Source organism: Pseudomonas soli, from assembly GCF_900110655.1.
Taxonomy (GTDB): domain Bacteria; phylum Pseudomonadota; class Gammaproteobacteria; order Pseudomonadales; family Pseudomonadaceae; genus Aquipseudomonas; species Aquipseudomonas soli.
On the sequence record NZ_FOEQ01000004.1, the window covers coordinates 210,794 to 231,481 of the forward strand.

Sequence of the window (20,688 nt, forward strand, 5' to 3'; positions counted from 1 at the left end):
GGGGGAACTCGGGGCCGCCCTGCGGCCCATCGCCGGCAAGGCAGCCCCGGAGGGGTCAGGCGTCGTAGCCGAGGTTCGGCGCCAGCCAGCGCTCGCTCACGGCAATGTCCTGGCCCTTGCGCGCGCTGTACTGTTCGATCTGGTCCTTGTCGACCTTGCCCACGGCGAAGTACTGCGCCTGCGGGTGGGCGAAGTACCAGCCGCTGACTGCCGCCGCCGGGAACATGGCGAAGTGCTCGGTGAGGAACACGCCGCTGGGGCCGGTCTCGCCAATCGCGCTGCCGTCGAGCAGGCGGAACAGGGTTTCCTTCTCGGTGTGGTCCGGGCACGCCGGGTAGCCAGGCGCCGGGCGGATACCACTGTACTGCTCCTTGATCAGCGCCTCGTTGTCCAGGTGTTCGTCCTTGGCATAGCCCCAGTGCTCCTTGCGCACCTGCTCGTGCAGCCACTCGGCGCAGGCCTCGGCCAGGCGGTCGGCCAGGGCCTTGACCATGATCGAGCTGTAGTCGTCGCCCTTGTCCTGGTAGGCCTTGGCCACTTCCTCGGCGCCGATGCCGGCGGTGGTGATGAAGCCGCCGACATAGTCGGTCACGCCGCTGGCCTTGGGCGCGACGAAGTCGGCCAGCGACCAGTTCGGCTTGCCGTCGGGCTTGATGGTCTGCTGGCGCAGGTGGTGCAGGGTGGCCAGGGTCTCGCCGGCGTCGCCGTACACCTCGATATCGTCATCGGCCACCTGATTGGCCGGCCAGAAGCCGAACACCGCGCGGGCGCTGATCAGTTGCTCGTCGATCAGCTTGTCGAGCATCTCGCGGGCGTCCTTGTACAGCGCCGTGGCGGCCTCGCCGACCACTTCGTCGGTGAGGATGCGCGGGAACTTGCCGGCCAGGTCCCAGGAGATGAAGAACGGCGTCCAGTCGATGTACTCGGCCAGGGTGCGCAGGTCGATGTTCTCCAGCACCTTGACGCCTGTGAAGCTGGGCACCGCGGCCCGGTAGGTGGCCCAATCGTACTGCGGCTTGGCGGCGATGGCCTGGGCGTAGCTCAGGCGCTCGGTGCGGGCGCTGCGGTTGGCGGTGCGCTCGCGCACCTCGACGTATTCCTGGCGGGTCTTCTCGACGAAACCGCTCTTGAGTTCCTTGGACAGCAGTTGCGTGGCCACGCCCACGGCCCGCGAGGCGTCGGTGACGTAGATCACCGCATCGTTGGAGTACTTGGGTTCGATCTTCACCGCCGTGTGCGCCTTGGAGGTGGTCGCGCCGCCGATCATCAGCGGCAGGTGGAAGTCCTGGCGCTGCATCTCGCGGGCGACATGGACCATCTCGTCCAGCGACGGGGTGATCAGACCGGACAGGCCGATGATGTCGCACTTCTGCTCGCGGGCGGTCTGCAGGATCTTCTCGGCCGGGACCATCACGCCCATGTCGACGATGTCATAGCCGTTGCAACCGAGCACCACGCCGACGATGTTCTTGCCGATGTCGTGCACGTCGCCTTTGACCGTGGCCATGAGGATCTTGCCCTTGGCTTCGGGTTTGTCGCCTTTCTCGGCTTCGATGAACGGGATCAGGTGGGCCACGGCCTGTTTCATCACGCGGGCGGACTTCACCACCTGGGGCAGGAACATCTTGCCGGCGCCGAACAGGTCGCCGACCACGTTCATGCCGCTCATCAGCGGGCCTTCGATGACCTCGATGGGGCGCGCCGATTGCTGGCGGCACTCTTCGGTATCTTCGACGATATAGGCGGTGATGCCCTTGACCAGCGCATGCTCCAGGCGCTTGTCGACCGGCATAGAGCGCCATTCTTCGTTCTCGACTTCCTTGGTGGCGCCGCCGCCCTTGTAGTCATCGGCGATGGCCAGCAGGGCGTCGGTGCCATGCGCGGTGCGGTTGAGCACCACGTCCTCGACCTTTTCGCGCAGGGCGGCGGGGATCTCGTCGTAGATCTCCAGCTGGCCGGCGTTGACGATACCCATGGTCAGGCCGTTCTTGATCGCGTGGTAGAGGAACACCGAGTGGATGGCCTCGCGCACCGGGTTGTTGCCGCGGAACGAGAACGACACGTTGGACACGCCGCCCGAAGTCAGGGCATAGGGCAGGTGGTCGCGGATGTAGGCGCAGGCCTCGATGAAGTCGACGGCGTAGTTGTTGTGCTCCTCGATGCCGGTGGCGACGGCGAAGATGTTCGGGTCGAAGATGATGTCTTCCGGCGGGAAGCCGACTTCGTTGACCAGGATGTCGTAGCTGCGCTGGCAGATCTCGCGCTTGCGCGCGGCGGTGTCGGCCTGGCCGACCTCGTCGAAGGCCATCACCACCACGGCGGCGCCGTAGCGCTTGCACAGGCGGGCGTGGTGCTTGAACTGCTCGACGCCTTCCTTCATCGAAATCGAGTTGACGATGCCCTTGCCCTGGATGCACTTCAGGCCCGCCTCGATCACCTCCCACTTGGAGGAGTCGATCATGATCGGCACCCGGGAGATATCCGGCTCGCCGGCGATCAGGTTGAGGAAGCGGACCATGGCGGCCTGGGAGTCGAGCATCCCTTCGTCCATGTTGATGTCGATCACCTGGGCGCCGGCCTCGACCTGCTGCAGGGCGACTTCCAGCGCCTCGGTGTAGTTTTCCTCGCGGATCAGCCGGGCGAACTTGGCGGAGCCGGTGATGTTGGTGCGCTCGCCGACGTTGACGAACAGCGACTGGCGATCGATGGTGAACGGCTCAAGGCCCGACAGGCGGCAGGCCTTGGGGATGTCCGGGATCGTCCGTGGCTTGTACTTGGCTACGGCCTCGGCGATGGCCTGGATGTGCGGCGGGGTGGTGCCGCAGCAGCCGCCGATAATGTTGAGGAAACCGCTGGCGGCAAACTCCTCGACAACCGCAGCCATCTCGGCCGGGGTCTCGTCGTATTCGCCGAAGGCGTTGGGCAGGCCGGCGTTGGGGTGGGCGGACACGTGGGTGTCGGCCTTGGTCGAGAGTTCTTCCAGGTACGGACGCAGGTCCTTGGCACCGAGGGCGCAGTTCAGGCCCACGGAAATCGGGTTGGCGTGGCGAACCGAGTTCCAGAACGCTTCGGTGGTCTGGCCCGACAGGGTGCGCCCGGAGGCGTCGGTGATGGTGCCGGAGATCATGATCGGCAGTTCCACCTGGTCTTCCTCGAACACTTGCTGCACGGCGAAGATCGCCGCCTTGGCGTTGAGGGTGTCGAAGATGGTCTCGATCAGGATCAGGTCGGCGCCGCCCTCGATCAGGCCGCGGGTGGCCTCGGTGTAGTTCTCCACCAACTCGTCGAAGGTGACGTTGCGGTAGCCGGGGTCGTTGACGTCCGGGGAGATCGAACAGGTGCGGCTGGTAGGGCCGAGCACGCCGGCGACGAAGCGTGGCTTGTCCGGGGTTTCCAGGGTCTTGGCGTCGGCCACCTGGCGGGCGATACGCGCGCCCTCGACGTTGAGCTCGTAAACCAGCGCTTCCATGCCGTAGTCGGCCTGGGATATCTGCGTGGCGTTGAACGTGTTGGTCTCGAGGATATCGGCGCCGGCGTCCAGGTAGGCTTTCTCGATCGCGGCGATCACGTCGGGGCGGCTGAGCAGCAAAAGATCGTTGTTGCCTTTGACATCGCTTGGCCAATCGGCAAAGCGCGTGCCACGATAGTCGTGTTCCTCGAGGCGGTAACTCTGGATCATAGTACCCATGCCGCCGTCGAGGATCAGGATGCGCTCTTTGAGTGCGTTCTGGAGTGCTTGTAAACGAGCGCTGCGGTCGGACATAGGACTACCTGGTCGGGCAAATAACAGAAGGTACCGAATAATAACAAAGCTGCACGGATTTTAGGCGCATCGCCCATTCGCATGAATTTCCCTCATGTTAGTGCGACCCTCCAACACCTCAGGACCCGCCAGGCACATCGTGATGGCTTTCAAGAACCAGGACATTCGGCACATGCTGCATCGCATACTTGCCAGCGCCTTCGCCTTGCTCATCAGTGGCGCGGCGTTCGGGCAGGCCCCCCAATCGAGCCCGACGATCTCATACACCCGGGATATCCAACCGATCTTCACCGAGAAGTGCGTGGCCTGCCACGCCTGTAACGACGCTGCCTGCCAGCTCAACCTGGGCAGCGCCGAGGGCGCCGAGCGCGGAGCCTCGAAGGTGCCGGTCTACCAGGGCGAGCGCAGCCAGGCGGTGCCCACCACGCGGCTGTTCTACGACGCCCGCGACGAAGCGGGCTGGCGCAAGCAGGGCTTCTATTCGGTGCTGGACAAGCAGGGCAGCCAGGCGGCGCTGATGGCGCGCATGCTCGAACTGGGTCACAAGACCCCGCTCACGCCCAACGCCAAACTGCCCGAAGAGATCGTGCTGGGGCTCAACCGCAACAACATGTGCCCGTTGCCCCACGAATTCGACGCCTATGCCGGCGCCCATCCCAAGGAGGGCATGCCGCTGGCGGTCACCGGGCTGACCGACCAGCAGTACCAGACCCTGCAGCGCTGGCTGGCTGCTGGCGCACCGGTGGAAAAGACCCCGATCCAGCCCAGCGCGGCAGAGGCGAAGCAGATCGCCGACTGGGAAGAACTGCTCAATCGCCCCGGCTCCACCGAGGCGCTGGTCGGCCGTTGGCTGTACGAGCACCTGTTCCTGGCGCACATCTATTTCGTCGGTGGCGAGCAGGGTCACTTCTTCCAGTGGGTGCGCTCGCGCACCCCGAGCGGCCAGCCGGTGGACCTGATCGCCACCCGCCGCCCCAACGACCCGCCGGGCACCGACTTCTACTATCGGTTGATCCCGGTGCAGGGCGTGATCGTGCACAAGACCCACATCACCTACCCGATGGGGCCGCAGAAGCTCAAGCGGGTCAAGCAGCTGTTCTACAGCGGCGACTGGCACGCCAGCGCACTGCCGGGCTATGGGCCGCGGCACCGGTCCAACCCGTTCGAGACCTTCGAGGCGATCCCGGCGGTGGCCCGCTACCAGTTCATGCTGGACAACGCCGAGTACTTCGTCCGTACCTTCATCCGTGGCCCGGTGTGCCGCGGGCAGATCGCCACCGACGTGATCCGCGACAACTTCTGGGCGCTGTTCCAGGAGCCGGCCCACGACCTGTACATCACCGACGCCCAGTACCGGGGCGAGGCCACGCCGCTGCTGGCCATGCCGGGGCAGATCGACGACGTGGGCAGCGTGCTGAGCCTGTGGCACGCCTACCGTGACAAGCGCAACGAGTACGAAGCCCTGCGCCGTGAGGCCTATGCCGAACAGCCGGCGCCCAGCTGGTCGACGCTGTGGGCGGGCAACGACAACGCACTTTTGAGCATCTTCCGCCACTTCGACAGCGCCTCGGTGACCAAGGGCCTGATCGGTGACGTGCCGCTGACCATGTGGCTGTTCGATTATCCGCTGTTCGAGCGCACCTACTACCAGCTGGCGGTGAACTTCGACGTGTTTGGCAATGTTTCGCACCAGTTGCAGACGCGGCTGTACTTCGACCTGATCCGCAACGGCGCCGAGATCAACTTCCTGCGCCTGATGCCGGCCGGCAAGCGCGGCGAGATCCTCGGCGACTGGTACCAGAACAGCGGCAAGGTGAAGATGTGGATGGACTACGAGGACATCGACACCAGCACTCCGAGCGCGCTGAAACTGGACAAGCACGACCCCAAGCGCGACTTCGGCCTCAAGCTGCTGCAACGCACCGGCAGCCTGAACGCCGCGCCGGACCCGATCAACCGCTGCCAGGGCGCCTATTGCTCGCGGCCCGGGCTGTCCGCGGAGTTCCGTGACGCCGAGCAATCGCTGAGCCGCCTGGTGTCGCGCCCGGCGGCGGGGCTCAAGGTGATCGGCCAACTGCCCGAGGCGAGCATGCTGCGCATCGAAGGGCAGGGCGGCCAGCGCCAGGTCTACAGCCTGCTGCGCAACCGCGCGCACAGCAACGTGGCGTTCCTGCTTGGCGAGGCCTATCGCTACCAGCCGGGGCTCGACACCCTGACCTTGTATCCGGGCGTGCTCAGCAGCTACCCCAACTTCATCTTCAACATCCCGACGGCCGATGTGCCGGAGTTCGTCGAGGACATGGAGGCGGCGCGTGACGACACCGACAAGTTCGAGCGCATCGTCATGCGCTGGGGTGTGCGCCGCAGCCATCCTGAGTTCTGGCGCTACTTCCATGACCTGAACAGCTACATCAAGGAGACCCAGCCGGTGGAGGCCGGGGTGCTGGACATGAACCGCTACGAGAACCTCTGATCGGTTGGCCGGGACTTTCCCGGCATCCTGCGGTCGGAATCGGTAGGTAGGCCCTGGGCTGCGCTGCAGCCCATCGCCGGCAAGCCGGCTCCCACAGAAGTGCGCGAACCCTGTGGGAGCCGGCTCGCCGGGCCTCAATGCACCGCCGATCACAGGGTATTTCATGCTGTATTCGCTTCAGGCTCTACGGGCATTCGCCGCCTGGCTGGTGGTCTGCCACCACTTCCGGCAGATCTTCTTCGACTTCCACGCCACCGGCCCCATCGGCCAACTGCTCGCTGATCGCGGCGCGGTGGGGGTGGACATCTTCTTTGTCATCAGTGGCCTGGTGATCTACCTGTCGACCCGCGACAAGGCCATCGCCCCAGGACAGTTCCTGCTCAACCGTGCCTTGCGCATCGTGCCCGCGTATTGGTTCTACACCCTGCTGATGGCCGTGCTGATGCTGGCGGCCAGCCGCTGGATGCCGCACCAGGTGTTCGAATGGCAGCACCTGCTGCTGTCGCTGTTGTTCATCCCGGCGGAAAACCCCGGTGGCTATGGGCTGTATCCAACGCTCAACGTCGGCTGGACGCTGAACTTCGAGATGTTCTTCTACCTGCTGTTCGGCCTGGCCTTCCTGGTGCGCCAGCGTCATCACCTGTGGCTGGTGACGGCAGCATTGCTGCTGGCGAGCGAAGTGCTGGGGCGCCTGGGTGTGCTGAGCCGCTTCTACAACAACGATATCGTCTACGAGTTCCTGTTGGGCATCGGCCTGGGTGTGCTGTATCGACGCGGGTTGATCCGCGAAGGGCTGTGGTTGCCGTTGGGATTGCTCGGTCTGGCGGGGTTGGCGCTCTATCACCTCGACGCTTCGCAGCGCCTGCTGCACTGGGGCCTGCCGAGCGCCCTGGTGGTGCTGGCGTTCATCGCCCTGGAGCGCTACTTCAAGGGCAATCAGGTTCTCAAGGCCCTGGGGGACTGTTCCTACTCGGTGTATCTGGTGCATGTGCTGGTGCTGTACGCCGGTCTATTCATCAGCGAGGGGCTGCGCCTGAACCCTTACCTGGTGTTTGCCCTGTGCGTGCCGTCAATCGGACTAATGTCGTGGCTCAGCTACCAATGGCTGGAGCGCGGCCTGTACTGGCGGCTCAAGGCCGTGTTCACGGCGCGAACGGCGCAGGAACCGGCGCTGGCGCTTTCCCGAGTCAAATACTAGGACTTTGTTCGCACGCCGGGTTGGCGTACACTGCCGGCAAGTCTGTGAGGAACTTCCATGAGCGCTATAACCATTACCGACGCCGCCCATGATTACCTGGCCGATCTGCTCTCCAAGCAGAACACGCCTGGCATCGGCATCCGTATTTTCATTACCCAGCCGGGCACAACCTACGCCGAGACCTGCATTGCGTACTGCAAGCCGGGCGAAGAGAAGCCCGACGACCAGCCGGTGGGCCTGAAGAGCTTCACTGCCTACCTCGATGCGGTCAGCGTGCCGTTCCTGGAGGACGCGCTGGTCGACTACGCCACCGACCGCATGGGTGGCCAGCTGACCATCAAGGCGCCGAACGCCAAGGTGCCGATGGTCAACGAAGACAGCCCGATCAACGAGCGGATCAACTATTACCTGCAGACCGAGATCAACCCGGGCCTGGCCAGCCACGGCGGCGCCGTGAGCCTGGTGGACGTGGTCGACGACGGCATCGCCGTGCTGCAGTTCGGCGGTGGTTGCCAGGGCTGCGGCCAGGCCGACGTGACCCTCAAGGAAGGCATCGAGCGCACCTTGCTCGAGCGTATTCCCGAGCTCAAGGGCGTGCGTGACGTGACCGACCACAGCCAGAAGGAAAACGCGTACTACTGATCGCCAGTGGTGACGCCATCGCGGGGCAAGCCCGCTTCCGCAGGTTGTGGGAGCGGGCTTGCCCCGCGATGCTTTTCAGGCTTTGTGCATTGATCCCTAGCAACAAAGTGTTACGGATTCAACCCCTGCGACAACCGGTCGCGCCCCGTAAACAAAGGGCTGCAGCCCGATCAGCCGGATGTCGGGTGGATGGTACGGGGGGGGCGTGACAGAATGCCCCGGTTTTCTGGCCGGCCCATCCCAGGGGTCGGCACCTTCCCTGTAAAGGATGGTTCCATGAATGATCTGTTGACCCGGCGCGCGGTTGTCGCCGGGATGGGCGTACTGGGGCTTGGCCTGCTGGCGGGCTGCAGCCCGGCCCGTGGCCTGGACTTCAAGTACGGCAAGAACATGAGCAACGAGATCCTCGGTCGCAAGTTCAAGCTCAAGGACCCGCAAGGCAACGAGCGTACCTTGTCGAGCTTCTACGGCTCGATGCCGATGATCTTCTTCGGGTTCACTCAGTGCCCGGCCGTCTGCCCGACCGCCATGGCGCGGGTGGCGCAGATCCGCAAGATCCTGCGTGGCCGCGACCGCGACCTGTTCCAGCCGGTGTTCATCACCCTGGACCCGGAACGCGATACCCCCGAGGTGCTCGATGCCTACGTCAAGGCCTTCGACCCGTCGATCGTCGCCCTGACCGGCACCCCCGAGGAAATCGACGCGGTGGCCCGTGAGTTCAAGGTGTTCTACGAGAAGGTCCCGGCCGGCGATACCTACACCATCTCTCACTCGTCCACCAGCTACGTCTACGATACCCGTGGCACCCTGCGCCTGAGCCTGGGCCATTCCCTGAACGCCCAGGAATGCGCCGAAGACCTGGTCACTCTGATGGAGATCTGCTGAATGTCGATGCAACCGATCAAGCGCGGCCTGGCCGCCCTGGCACTGATGAGCCTGGCCCTGCCGGCCCTGGCCCAGACCACCGTGAGCGACGCCTGGGTACGCGCCAGCGTGCCGCACCAGCACGCCACCGGGGCCTTCATGACCCTGACCGCGAGCAGCGACAGCAAGCTGGTCAGCGTCGCCTCGCCCGTGGCCAAGACCGTGCAGGTGCACGAGATGACCATGAACGGCGACGTGATGGGCATGCGTGAAGTGAAGGCGGTCGAGTTGCCGGCTGGCAAGGCGGTGAAGCTGGACCCGAACGGCTTCCACGTGATGCTGATGGGCCTGAACCAGCAGGTGAAGGAGGGTGAGCAGGTACCGCTGACCCTGACCATCGAGGATGCCAAGGGCGCGAAGGAAACCCTGCAGGTGCAGGCTCCGGTGCGTGCGCTCAACGCCGAGGCCGGCGCTGGCCACGACCATATGCACATGAACCACTGATGCAGCACCCATCGCGGGCGATGCGGCGCTCCGACGAGCCTGCTCCCCCGCGATGGTTTTCAGCGGTCAGCTGCGAAAACGTGGCAGCGGCCGTTCGATGTTCAGCGAGGTCAGCGTCTTGCGCACCTGGGCGTCTTCGGCCTCGAGTGCCTTGAGGCTGGCGCGGATCTTGCCGGCGGCGGGCACGTCGCCCTGGCGGTCGATCCAGTCGGCGATCTCCTTGCAGGCGCTGCTCAGGCAGGCCTGACGCTGGCTCATCAGCGACAGGAGCGTGGTGATTTCTCGTTCGGACATGGCGGGTTCCTCCGTTCAGCCTTGTGAGTGTAGCAGCGGCTGCAGCCGACGGTGTCAGCCGCGCAGATAGCGCAAATAGCCCAGGCTCAGCGCGCAGATGGCGAGCGCGATCAGCAGCAACCCAGGCGCCAGCATCTGCAGCATGCCGACCAGCAGCAGCCCCGCGCCGATCTGCAGGTAATACAGCAGGCCGAACAAGGCTGCCGCCGTACCCCGGCAATCGGCGTAGGCCACCAGTGCCGAGCCGAGCAGCAAGGGGATGGCCATGGCGAACGCGATCATCACCAAGGCCATTGGCGCGACGATCCACGGTGATTCACCGATTGCCGTCATGCCCAGGGCGCCGACCACGAGCAGCAGCGCAGCACCCTTCATCAGGGTGGCGGCCGCGACTGCGCGCCCCAGCAGCAGGGCATTGAGCCTGGCGCCAGCCAGCGAGCCGAGGGCCAGGCCCACGCCCGAATAGCCCATCCACTGTGCCTGTCCCAGGCGTTCGAAGACGAACGGCGCCAGGCCGTACCAGGCGAACACGGCAATGTTGAACAAAGCCACCAGCGCGCTGGCCAGCAGCACCCGGCGGTCCGCCAGCAGGCGCATCAGCACCTGGCGCAACGGTGTCAGCGCGGGCGCGGCGGCCTGGGTCTCGGGCATCGCCTGCCAGCCCCAGGCCAGCAGTGCCGATGCCAGGATCAATTGCGCGGCCAGCACGCCGCGATAGCCGAACGCCTGGTCCAGCCAGCCGCCACCGAGCATGCCCAGTGCGGGGCTGATGGCCAAGCATGCGCCGATCAGCGAGAACACCCGGGCCAGTTCCGCGCCGTTGTAGCGGTCGCGCAGTGCAGTCTGGGTGACCACCGAACCGACTGCGGCGGCGAAGGCGGCGACCATCCGCGCCGCCAGCAACTGGCTGAAATCGCTGGCCAGCAGTGCCGCCAGTGCTGCCAGGGTATACAGCGCAAGGCCCGCGAGCATGGTCGGCCGCCGGCCCTTGATATCGCACAACCGCCCCCAGAACAGCACGCCGACCGCGAAGGCGACGAAGTACAACGACAGGGTCAACGAGGCGTGCGCAGCGGAAACCGCGAAGCCTTCGGCCAGCGACACCAGAGCAGGGCTGTACAGGGTTTCGGCTATTTGCGGGAACATGAGCATGGCAGTGGCGAAAGCCAGCCAATAACGATTTTGCATGGGCTTGTCCTCTGCAGTTGATCGGAGGCCCATGGTAGGGTTGGCAAGCTATGATCCATTATCGTGATCAAGCCAGGAAATCAATGAAACAGGACAAGCTGCAATGGCATGGCTCGCACCCGATAGCGCCTTTGACCCGGACACCCACCCAGCACCGGTGATCGGCATCTGCTCGGCCTTGGGCGACCATGATTCCGGCAACCACTGGCATGTCCGAGGCCAGGTGCTGTTCACCCGCCAGGGCTGCGTGCGTATCGACTCGCCGGGGCTGCTGTGCCTGTTGCCGCCGAGCCGCGCGGCGTGGATACCGGGCGGCCTGGCGCATCGTGCGCGGATGCGCGAGACGGTGGATTACCGCTCGGTGTACCTGGATGCGACGGCGGCGCAGGGGCTACCGGAGCAGGTGACCATCCTCGACGTCAATCCATTGCTGCGCGAGCTGCTCGAGCGGATTGCCCAGGCACCCTTCGACAGCGATTGGCGGCATGGGGCCAATCATCATCTGCTGGGCTTGTGTCGTGCCGAACTGCAGAGCGCGCAGCGCCAGCCAATGCTGCTGCCGCTGCCGCGCGACCGACGCCTGGCGCGCCTGGTGGACGGCCTCGATCGCTTGCCGCCAGCACTGGGCGAGTTGGCGCGGCAAGCCGGGGCCAGTGAAAAGACCATTGGCCGCCTGATGCGTCGCGACACCGGGATGAGTTACCAGCAATGGCGCCAGCAGTGGCGATTGCTGAGGGCGGTCGAGCGCCTGGCGCTGAACGTGCCGCTGGGAGAGATCGCCGATGAGCTGGGCTTCGCCAGCGACAGCGCCTTCATCGCGTTTTTCCGCGGCATGACCGGGCTGACGCCGGGCGTCTGGAGTCGTGCCGCTACGCCAGGTTGAGACAGGCCTGGCGATAGGCGCCCGGCGGCACGCCATAGGCCTGCTTGAACTGCCGGCTCAGGTGGCTCTGGTCGGCAAAACCCAGGGTAAAGGCGACTTCGAGGACTGATTGACCGCATTTGAGCAGTTCCCGGGCGCGGGCCAGGCGGCGCTGCTTGAGCCAGGCATGGGGCGGCAGGCCGGTGGCCTGGCGGAATACCCGGGCGAAGTGGAATGGCGAAAGGTTCACCGCGGCCGCCAAGGCTTCCAGCGACGGCGGATCGGCCAGCTGGCTCTCCAGCAGCTCGCGGGCGCGGGCCACGGCCAGCGGTTCGTTGCCGGGGGCGACGGGTTCGGCGCAATGGCCATGGCGCTGTACCAGGGCCAGCACCGCCTGGCGCCAGGCGGTCTGTTGCTCCAGGGCGCTGGCGCAGGACTCCGAAAGCCGGTGCAGGTGGCTGAACGTGGCGGCCAGGGCCGGGTCCTGGATCACGCTGTCCTTGAACCGGGGCAGGCCATGGCGGCCCAGCTCCAGTTCGTCGAGCACGCCGGTGACCCGTTCATGCTCGGGGTAGAAACCACGGTAGCGCCAGCCGGCCTCGTGGGCGGTGGCGCCGGTGTGCAGCTCGTCGGGGTTGATCAGCACCATGCTGCCCACCGGAGCCAGGTGCTCGCTGCCTCGGTGCCAGAAGCGCTGGGCGCCAGACTCGATCACGGTGAACACATAGCCTTCGTGCACGTGCGGGGCGAAGCGCTGCTGGATATAGCGGGCGTGCAGCATCTCGACATCGCCCAGGGCGGGCGCCTGCCACAGGTGGGCCTGTTCGCGCAGTGGCGTGCTCATGCCAGCCAGCTGCGCAGGAGGAAGAAGATCAGCATGCTCGCCAGCATGCTCAGCAATACGCTGCGGGTCAACAGCACCAGGGCGATGGCCACCAGCGAACCGAGCAGGTAGGGGTTCAGCGGGCTCAGGTCGAGCTGGTGCTCGGGCAGGAAGATGATCGGCCCGCAGATCGCGGTGAGCATGCCGGGCACGGCAAAGCCGAGGAACTGCCGCGCATTGGAGCTCAGGCGCAGGGGCAGGCGCGGTTCGAGGAAGGCGTAGCGGTTGAGGAACACCACCGCGCCCATGGCGAAGATCAGCAGCCAGATCATAAGCGGCCTCCGGAAAACTTCTGGCAGACGAACCCGGCGGCCATGCCCAGCAGACCGGCGGCGACCAGGGCGGTCTCCCAGTGCCAGTAACTGAACAGCACCGAGCAGAACAGCGACACCGCCACGCACACCACGGTCGGCAGGTTGCGCACCAGCGGCGCGATCAGTGCGACGAAGGTGGCGACGATGGAGAAGTCCAGGCCCAGCTGGTCCAGGTGCGGAATGTTCTGGCCGAGGACGATGCCGGCCAGGGTGAACAGGTTCCACGCCACGTAGAAGGTCAGGCCCACGCCCAAGGCGTACCAGCGGTTGAACTGCTGCTGGTCGTGGTGGCTGGTGAGGGCGAAGAACTCATCGGTGAGCAGGAAGCCCAGGCCCAACCGCCAGCGGGTCGGCAGCCCCGACAGCACCGGGCGCATCGACAGCCCGTAGAGCAGGTGCTGGGAGGTCAGCAGCAGAGTGGTGAGCAGGATCGAGAACAGGTTGGCGCCACCCTTGAGCATGCCGATGGCCACCAGTTGCGCGGCGCCGGCGAATACGATGGCCGACAGGCCCTGGCCTTGCCAGGCGCTGAGGTTGGCTTCGATGGCCATGCTGCCGGCGAGCAGGCCCCAGGGGGCAACGGCCACGGACAGCGGCAGGATGGCGATGGCGCCGTGGAGGAACGCTTGGCGGGCGAGGGGTGGGCTGGGCATGGAAGCGGCAACGAATCGACAGGGCAGACAAGCATGCCAGACAGGCCAGAGGGTGGCTTGAACGATCTTGCTTTGTTGTCGCCTTTGCTGGCCGCGTCAATAGGGCAAGCCCGCTCGCTCAGGCTTGAGCAGCGGGCTTGCCCTTTACTTCAACGCAACTCGACCTGGGCGCACAGCCCACCTTCGGCGCGGTTGCGCAAGGTCAGGCTGCCGCCCATGGCCTGGGTCAGCTGCTGGGCGATGGCCAGCCCCAGCCCGGTGCCGCCGGTACTGCGGTTGCGCGAGCTTTCGACCCGGTAGAACGGCTTGAGCACGTCGTCGAGCTCCGCCTCGGGGATCCCGGGGCCATCGTCGAGCACGCGGATCAGCGTCACGCCGTTCTCGCAGCCGACTTCCAGCTTCGCGGCACCGGAGAACTTCAGCGCATTGTCCACCAGGTTCACCAGTACCCGGCGCAAGGCGTGGGGGCGGGTTTCCAGGGTGGCCTGGGCGCTGCCGCTGCGATTCACCTGCGCGCCGCTGTCCTGGTAGTCGAACACCAGGCTGTCGAGGAAGGCGTCGAGGTTGACCCGGCACGGCGCCTCGGTGCCGCTGTCCATGCTGCGGGCATAGGCCACGCCCTCGCGCACCAGGTGCTCCATGGCGTCGAGGTCGTGCCACAGCTTGTCCTTCTCCAGCCCGTCGTCCATCTGCTCGACGCGCAGCTTCATGCGCGTGATCGGCGTCTGCAGGTCGTGGGAGATGGCAGCCAGCAATTGCATGCGTTCCTTGAGGTAGGCAGCGATACGCGCCTGCAGCGCATTGAAGGCCACGGCGGCGTAGCGCACCTCGCGTGGGCCGCTTTCGTCGAGCAGCGGGCCGGGGCTGTTCGGGTCAAGGTTGTCCACGGCCTGGACCAGCCGGGTCAGCGGGCCGATGGCCAGGCGCACGGCGAGCCAGGTGCAGGCCAGCAGCACCGCCAGCTGGATCAGCAGCACTACTGGCAGCCAGGTGGCCACCGGCACCGGGGCCGGGGTGACGTCGATGGTCAACGGCGCGCCGTCGGCCAGGCGCAGGTGGGCCTGGAAATGCGCATTGGGGCCGGGGATTTCCTGGAAGGTCAGGCGGTAGCGGTCGCCGATGGCCTTGACGATGGAGTCGGCGGCCATCGGCGGGTTCTCGCTGGGCATGGCTTCGCCGGACAGCCCCTCGTCCAGCTGGTAGCGGTAGGTGCGCCGTTCCAGGCGTGGCAGCCAGGCCGGGCGCTCTGCGGCGGGCAGTCGGTCGAGGATGGCGACAGAGGTCGAGACGTCCAGCTCCAGGTTGCTGAGCATCATCGAGCGGCTGCTGACATAGCGCTCATACGCCTGCAGGCTGAACGACAGGCCGTAGGCCAGCACCAATCCTGTGAAGAAGATCAGCGCCAGGCGCGAGGCCAGGGTCCGCGGCCACTTCACGCCGGCGACTCCAGCAATTGCACCGGCAGCGAGAATACATAGCCTTCGCTGCGCACGGTCTTGATGCAGGTGGGTTCGCGGGCGTCGTCGCCCAGGCGCTGGCGCAGGCGGCTGACCAGCAGATCGATGGAGCGGTCGAAGATGTCCGCCTCGCGGCCCTGGGTGAGGTTGAGCAGTTGTTCACGGCTGAGCACCCGCTGCGGGTGGTCGAGGAATACCCGCAGCAGGCGGTACTCGGCGCCGGACAGCGCCACCAGGGTGCCCTCGCTGTCGAGGAGGTGGCGCGCGGTGGTGTCCAGGCGCCAGGGGCCGAAGGCGATCAGGCGCCCGCTTTCGCTGATGGTCAGGTTGGGCGGCAGCATGCGCGTGCGGCGCAGCACGGCGTTGATCCGCGCCAGCAGCTCGCGGGCCGAGAACGGCTTGGTCAGGTAGTCGTCGGCGCCCATTTCCAGGCCAATGATGCGGTCGGTCTCGTCGTTGCGCGCGGTCAGCATCAGCACCGGCGTGTTGCGGTGCTTGCCGGCGCGCAGTTCGCGGCACAGCAGCAGGCCGTCGTCGCCGGGCATCATGATGTCGAGGACGATCAGGTCGACCGCGTTGTTTTCCAGGAAGGCGCGCATCTGTCGGCCATCGGCGACGATGCTCGTGCGCAGGCCGTTCTTCTTCAGGTAGTTGCCGACCAGTTCGCGGATTTCGCGGTCGTCGTCGACGACCAGGATGTGATCGACATGCTCCATCGGGGTGTCCTTGTAGGTGAGGGTTGGGCGCAGTGTACCGAGCGAATCCGGGCTTGCCTGCCACGCTTTGTATTGCAGTGTATCTGGCACTGCCGTGGATACAGGAGGAAGCACGTCACAGCCTGGGTGGACACAAGCGGGATACCTGGCGGGAGTGAAATGGCTCTACCGGGGAGCGACGTCTCCCCAATGCCAAGACCTCGCATCAGGAGAACCACCATGACTATCAAGACCCTCGCCAGCGCCGCCTTGTTCGCCGTCCTCGGCCTCGGCGCCATCACCGCCCAGGCCAGCAGCACCTCGCTCAACGAGGCCAGCGTGATGCAGTACCGCTACGGCGACAAGCTGGATGTGAAGAAGGTGCTGTCGGTGAAGGATGACCGCAGCAACACCTGCGGCGTGGTCAACACCCGCATGGACTACCTCGACTCCCAGGGCAAGCCGCAGAGCGTCGAGTACCGTTCCTACGCCACCAGTGGCTGTCATGACAACTGAGGCACGCGGCAAGCGCCGCCTGCTCAAGGCCGGCGGCGTGGCCCTGGCCCTGCTCGGGTTGGGCCTGGCCGGCCACCTGCTGGCCCGCGACAGCTATGGCCCCATGCCTTCGCTGGCCGGCGCCGAGCAGTGGCTCAACTCGCCGCCGCTGGCCGGCCCGGCCCTCAAGGGCAAGGTAGTGCTGGTGGACTTCTGGACCTACGGCTGCATCAACTGCCGGCGCAGCCTGCCGCATGTCAACGACTGGGCGCGGCGCTATGGCGAGCAGGGGTTGGTGGTGGTCGGGGTGCATACGCCGGAGTACGACTACGAGCATGACATCGGCAGTGTCCGGGCGCAGGTGCAGCAGTTGGGCATTGCCTATCCGGTGGCGGTCGATAACGGCTACCGGATCTGGAACGCCTGGGGCAACCAGTTCTGGCCTGCGCACTACTTCGTCGACCGCAAGGGGCAGGTGCGCCATGTGCACTTTGGCGAAGGCGATTATGCGGGGCAGGAGCGGGTGATCCAGGCATTGCTCGATGAGCAGGGCTGATCCGTTGACAGTTCCGGCCCTATCGCGGGGCAACCCCAGGCGACATCATTCGCCGAGCCGCTGCTCCCGCGACGGCGGATAACCGAAGTACGCCGCATAGCACTTGCTGAAATGCGATACCGAAACGAAGCCGCAGGCCACCGCGACCTCCATCACCGACAGGTCCGAATACTGCAACAGCCGCCGACTCTTGGTGATGCGCAGCTCCATGTAGTAGCGCCTGGGCGAGGTGCCCAGCTGGGCCTGGAACAAGCGGTCGATCTGTCGGCGCGAGCGCCCGGAGTAGGCGGCCAGCTGGTCGAGGCTGAGGGTTTCTTCGAGGTTGTTTTCCATCAGCTCGACGATGGTGCGCAGGTGCAGGCTCATGGACTTCTTCGCTCCGGGCCCGACCTGGCGATAGCGTGCGCCGGAGAACGACAGGATCTCTTCCACGCCTTCGGCCAGGGCATCGCCGTACAGGCGCCGTACCAGGCCGAGCATCAGCTCCATGGCGCCATTGGGGCTGGCGGCGCTGAGGCGGTCACGGTCCAGGGTGAAGCTGGCCGGGGTGATGCGCGTCTGCGGGCTGATCTCGGCCAGGCTGGCGCGCTGCTCGGGGTGCACGCTGCAGCCGTAGTCGTCGAGCACCCCGGCGCGGCCGAGGAACCAGGCGCCGTTCCATAGCCCGCCGAGGGTCATGCCGTGGCTGGCGCAGCCGTCCAGCAGGCGGTCGAGGTCAGGGTATTTCAATGGCGTGCGCAGGCCGCCGCACACCACCAGCAGGTCGAGGTCGTGCAGGCTGCGGGGATCGAGTGGGCTGGCGATCAGTTCCAGGCCCAGGTCGCTGAGCACGCGATCGCCGCCCAGTGACAGCGGGGTGGAGGTGAAACTGTCGGCGCGCAGCAGGTTGGCGGTGACCAGCACGTCCATCGCCACGGTGAAGCTGGCCATGGAGAAGTGCTCGAGCAGGACGAAGTCGACGCGATAGGGGCGCTGGTTGCCGGCGTCGCCGGACTTGAGCCGCAGCATGTTGCTGGTGCTGGTCTTCTTGCTGAATTGGCGTGGCGTGGGCACTGCGGACTCCGCTTCCTGGCTGGCGGGGTCGAGTGTGCGGTGGGGCGGGGGGAAAGACAACAGGCCGTTGGATGCCGCTGAAAACACAGCGCCCCCTCGAGAGGGGGCGCCGGTTGTTGCCGTGCGGGGTCTAGAAGTCGCCGCGCAGGGTGAACATGTAGCTACGCGGAGTACCGTAGGTGGTGCCACGGGTCCAGTAGCCCATCGAGTCGAAGTACTTGCGGTCGAACAGGTTCTCGACGTCCACGCCCACGGTCCAGTGCTCGTCGAGCTTGTAGGCGGCACGCGCGTCGAAGATAGCCCGGCCGCTGTTGTACGCCTCGTTGTAGGCATCGACGTAGGAGTTCTGCGCCGAAACGCCACCACCGACGCTCAGGCGGTTCCACTCGCCCGGGAAGGTGTAGTTGGTGTTCACGCGCACCATGTGTTTCGGGGTCTGCGCCGAGATCGGGCCACCTTCGGAGGAGCTGGTGGTGTTGTAGGTGTAGCCAGCCGCCACTTGCAGGCCCGGCAGCAGTTCGCCAGTGGCCTCGGCTTCGAAGCCCTTGCTGCGGTTGATGCCGCCGCCGTTGACCCAGCAGCGGCCGGCCGGATCGCTCGGGCAATTGCCACGGTTGGCTGCATCTTGCTGGGCGACGTCTTCCTGCTCGATGTAGAACACGGCGAAGGACACGTTCAAGCGTTTGTCGAACAGCTCACCCTTGATCCCGGTCTCGTAGTTCGAACCGACCGACGGGTCGAGCACGCTGCCGCTGACGGTGCGGTAGTTGGACTGCGGCAGGAAGATGTCGGCGTAGCTGGCGTACCAGGACCACTGGTCGTTCAGGTCGTAGATCGCACCGACGAAGGGTGTGAATTCCTCGTCCTGCCGGCTGGTGGTCACCTTCGGGCCGTTCCAGGCTTCGTTCTTGTACCAGCTCAGGCGACCACCGAGGACGAAGCTCAGGTCTTCGGTGGCGTGCAGGCGGGCGCTCAGGTAGGTGCCGTAGCGGGTGTCGATGGTGTCATCCATGGACTTCCAGCCATTGCGCTGCAATTCGGGGATATTGCTATGGTCGGGATCAAAGACATTGAGCGGGATAGGGCTGGGCAGCGCTATGGTGTTGTCCTTGTCGTTCATCTTGCGCTTGGACCAGTTGGCACCGAGCGTCAGCTGGTGGGTCAGGCCAAAGGCCTCGAACGTGCCGTCCAGGTGGCCGTCGACGGCATTGGAGGTCACATCGAACTTGTGGTAGCTGACGGTGTTGACCGTCGGTCCACCTGGGGCGTTGTACTCCAGCGTCTCGCGCGCGCCCCACTCGATGGCGCTACGGTTGTAGCCGCCTTCGGAGTGAGACAGCGCCAGCTTGCCGGTCCAGTTGTCGTTGAATCGGTGGGTGAGGTCGGCGAACACCTCGTCCATGTTGGTCTGCAGATTGGTCCAGTCCTGCCCGAGGTAGGTCGAGCGCTTCAGGTGCGGGTTGCTGCCGTCGGGGTTGTTGGGGATACCCAGCACGCTGTAGCCGTCGATGCGCGAGGTCTGGCGGCGCAGGCCGACAGCGACCGTGGTGGCATCGTTGAGGTCGGCCTCGACGATGCCGTACAGCAGCGGCCGCTTGGACTTGGTGACGTCGGTGAAGTAGCCACGGTCTTCATAGGAGGCAACCATGCGTCCGCGCAGGGTGCCCTGGGGGTTGAGGCGGCCGCTGGCATCCAGGTCCAGGCGGTAGTTGTCCCAGGAGCCGGCGCGGGTGATGACGGAGAAACGCGGGTCGGCGGTCGGGCGCTTGCGCACCAGGTTCACCGCGCCGCCCGGATTGCCCGCGCCCACCAGCAGGCCGGAGGCGCCGCGCAGCACTTCGACGCGGTCGAAGATCGCCATGTCCGGGGTCATCCAGCCGGTGTAGGCGTAGGCCTGGCCTGGCACGCCGTCGACCATGTAGCTTTCGTCGGTGAGGTCGAAGCCACGGGAACTGAAGTGGTGGTTGCCATAGCCGCGGTTGGCGCGGGTGATACCGGTGGTCTGGGCCATCACCTGGTCCAGCGAGACCAGGTTCTTGTCGTCCATCAGCTTGCGGGTGACCACGGTGACCGACTGTGGGGTCTCACGCAGCGATTGCGCGGTCTTGCCGATGGTCACCGCGCCAGTGGTGTAGGAGTTGCTGCCCTCGGTGGTGGCACCCAGCACCTGGCCATTGATGGTGGTGGCGTCCAGGGTCATGGCCGAACCGGATTCAGCCGCGCCGCTGATGATCAGGGTGTTGTCCTGCACGCTGTAGCGAATCCCGCTGTTCTTCAGCAGCTCCCCAGCTGCCTGGGTTGGCGAGAAACGACCCTTGACCGGGCTGCTGCGCAGGCCCTGTACGGTCTCGGGGCTGAACAGCACCTGCAGGTTGCCCTGGCGACCCAGCTCTTGCAGCGCGCTGCTCAGCGATTGCGCCGGGATGTCGTAATCCTGCTCCTGGGCCTGCACTTGCGCTGCCAGCGGCAGGGCCAGGGCGAGTCCGAGGGTGGCCATGGCCGGCGAGGAACGCAGCATCCGGCGCAGCATCAGCGCCTTGCTCAAAGGGGTCAGTGTGTTGGCTGGTATTGGCATTTTTATGCTCTGGCTCAAGGTACGCAAAGTAAATGAAAATTATTCCGTTGCGAGTAGGACGCATGCGCATGCCAAAACCGGAAAAATATTTACGGTTGGCAGAGGCCTGACCTGCGACTTCCCTGTGGGCAGGGTTGATTCAGCGTGCGGCAATAGGGGAACGAGCGATGCGGCGGGGAATTTACAAAGTGCGGGCGGTGGCGAGGATCCACCGCCCGT

General features: G+C 65.6%; 18 protein-coding genes. 8 read left to right on the forward strand and 10 right to left on the reverse strand.

The window, feature by feature from the left end; genetic code table 11:
• Positions 1-55: 55 nt before the first annotated feature.
• Positions 56-3,763 carry a methionine synthase gene (gene metH / locus BMY03_RS12015; RefSeq protein WP_094011181.1) on the reverse strand — a complete coding sequence of 1,236 codons (3,708 nt, stop codon included), beginning with the start codon at positions 3,761-3,763 and terminating at the stop codon, positions 56-58.
• A gap of 172 nt (positions 3,764-3,935) precedes the next feature.
• Between metH and BMY03_RS12020 the strand changes: the two genes are divergently transcribed.
• The 5 genes from BMY03_RS12020 to BMY03_RS12040 all read left to right on the forward strand — a co-directional run bounded on the left by BMY03_RS12020 (position 3,936) and on the right by BMY03_RS12040 (position 9,444).
• Positions 3,936-6,236, forward strand: coding sequence for a fatty acid cis/trans isomerase (locus BMY03_RS12020; protein WP_094011252.1), 2,301 nt, complete (start codon positions 3,936-3,938; stop codon positions 6,234-6,236).
• A gap of 163 nt (positions 6,237-6,399) precedes the next feature.
• Entirely contained in the window at positions 6,400-7,434 is a 1,035-nt protein-coding gene (locus BMY03_RS12025) for an acyltransferase family protein (RefSeq protein WP_094011182.1), read from the forward strand.
• Between the two features lie 57 nt (positions 7,435-7,491).
• The gene (gene nfuA / locus BMY03_RS12030; protein WP_023630602.1) at positions 7,492-8,076 is read left to right on the forward strand and encodes a Fe-S biogenesis protein NfuA; all 585 of its coding nucleotides are present in this window, start codon (positions 7,492-7,494) and stop codon (positions 8,074-8,076) included.
• A 276-nt stretch (positions 8,077-8,352) separates the two neighbouring features.
• A complete protein-coding gene (locus tag BMY03_RS12035) occupies positions 8,353-8,961 on the forward strand; it encodes an SCO family protein (RefSeq protein WP_031315095.1) in 609 nt (202 codons plus the stop codon).
• Positions 8,962-9,444 (forward strand): copper chaperone PCu(A)C, encoded by a 483-nt coding sequence (locus BMY03_RS12040; RefSeq protein ID WP_038705971.1) that lies wholly within the window; start codon positions 8,962-8,964, stop codon positions 9,442-9,444.
• A 66-nt stretch (positions 9,445-9,510) separates the two neighbouring features.
• Here the strand turns inward: BMY03_RS12040 and BMY03_RS12045 are convergent, their stop codons facing one another.
• Positions 9,511-9,738, reverse strand: a complete 228-nt coding sequence (locus BMY03_RS12045; protein WP_023630605.1) for a hypothetical protein — start codon at positions 9,736-9,738, stop codon at positions 9,511-9,513.
• A 54-nt stretch (positions 9,739-9,792) separates the two neighbouring features.
• On the reverse strand, positions 9,793-10,926 hold the full coding sequence (locus tag BMY03_RS12050) for an MFS transporter (RefSeq protein WP_094011183.1): 1,134 nt from the start codon (positions 10,924-10,926) through the stop codon (positions 9,793-9,795).
• Positions 10,927-11,029: 103 nt separating this feature from the next.
• On the opposite strand from BMY03_RS12050, the gene BMY03_RS12055 reads away from it, so the two are divergent.
• The gene (locus BMY03_RS12055; protein WP_094011184.1) at positions 11,030-11,809 is read left to right on the forward strand and encodes an AraC family transcriptional regulator; all 780 of its coding nucleotides are present in this window, start codon (positions 11,030-11,032) and stop codon (positions 11,807-11,809) included.
• On the opposite strand, the gene BMY03_RS12060 is transcribed toward BMY03_RS12055, so the two are convergent.
• From BMY03_RS12060 to BMY03_RS12080, 5 genes are all read right to left on the reverse strand, one after another.
• The gene (locus tag BMY03_RS12060) at positions 11,796-12,632 is read right to left on the reverse strand and encodes an AraC family transcriptional regulator (protein ID WP_038705974.1); all 837 of its coding nucleotides are present in this window, start codon (positions 12,630-12,632) and stop codon (positions 11,796-11,798) included. The genes BMY03_RS12055 and BMY03_RS12060 overlap by 14 nt on opposite strands.
• Entirely contained in the window at positions 12,629-12,943 is a 315-nt protein-coding gene (locus BMY03_RS12065; protein WP_023632701.1) for an AzlD domain-containing protein, read from the reverse strand. The genes BMY03_RS12060 and BMY03_RS12065 overlap by 4 nt, the downstream gene beginning before the upstream one ends.
• Complete coding sequence (locus BMY03_RS12070) at positions 12,940-13,638, reverse strand: AzlC family ABC transporter permease (RefSeq protein WP_038705975.1); 699 nt, start codon at positions 13,636-13,638, stop codon at positions 12,940-12,942. The genes BMY03_RS12065 and BMY03_RS12070 overlap by 4 nt, the downstream gene beginning before the upstream one ends.
• A gap of 149 nt (positions 13,639-13,787) precedes the next feature.
• A complete protein-coding gene (locus BMY03_RS12075; RefSeq protein WP_094011185.1) occupies positions 13,788-15,074 on the reverse strand; it encodes a sensor histidine kinase in 1,287 nt (428 codons plus the stop codon).
• Positions 15,071-15,811, reverse strand: coding sequence for a response regulator (locus BMY03_RS12080; protein WP_038705977.1), 741 nt, complete (start codon positions 15,809-15,811; stop codon positions 15,071-15,073). The genes BMY03_RS12075 and BMY03_RS12080 overlap by 4 nt, the downstream gene beginning before the upstream one ends.
• A gap of 219 nt (positions 15,812-16,030) precedes the next feature.
• Here BMY03_RS12080 and BMY03_RS12085 point away from each other — a divergent pair, with 219 nt between their 5' ends.
• Positions 16,031-16,306 carry a DUF2790 domain-containing protein gene (locus BMY03_RS12085; RefSeq protein WP_023632725.1) on the forward strand — a complete coding sequence of 92 codons (276 nt, stop codon included), beginning with the start codon at positions 16,031-16,033 and terminating at the stop codon, positions 16,304-16,306.
• A gap of 19 nt (positions 16,307-16,325) precedes the next feature.
• A complete protein-coding gene (locus BMY03_RS12090; protein ID WP_094011253.1) occupies positions 16,326-16,841 on the forward strand; it encodes a thioredoxin family protein in 516 nt (171 codons plus the stop codon).
• Positions 16,842-16,886: 45 nt separating this feature from the next.
• On the opposite strand, the gene BMY03_RS12095 is transcribed toward BMY03_RS12090, so the two are convergent.
• Together BMY03_RS12095 and BMY03_RS12100 are read right to left on the reverse strand one after the other, a co-directional pair.
• A complete protein-coding gene (locus BMY03_RS12095) occupies positions 16,887-17,894 on the reverse strand; it encodes a GlxA family transcriptional regulator (RefSeq protein ID WP_038705978.1) in 1,008 nt (335 codons plus the stop codon).
• Between the two features lie 130 nt (positions 17,895-18,024).
• Positions 18,025-20,469 (reverse strand): TonB-dependent siderophore receptor, encoded by a 2,445-nt coding sequence (locus tag BMY03_RS12100; RefSeq protein WP_094011186.1) that lies wholly within the window; start codon positions 20,467-20,469, stop codon positions 18,025-18,027.
• Between the last annotated feature and the right edge of the window lie 219 nt (positions 20,470-20,688).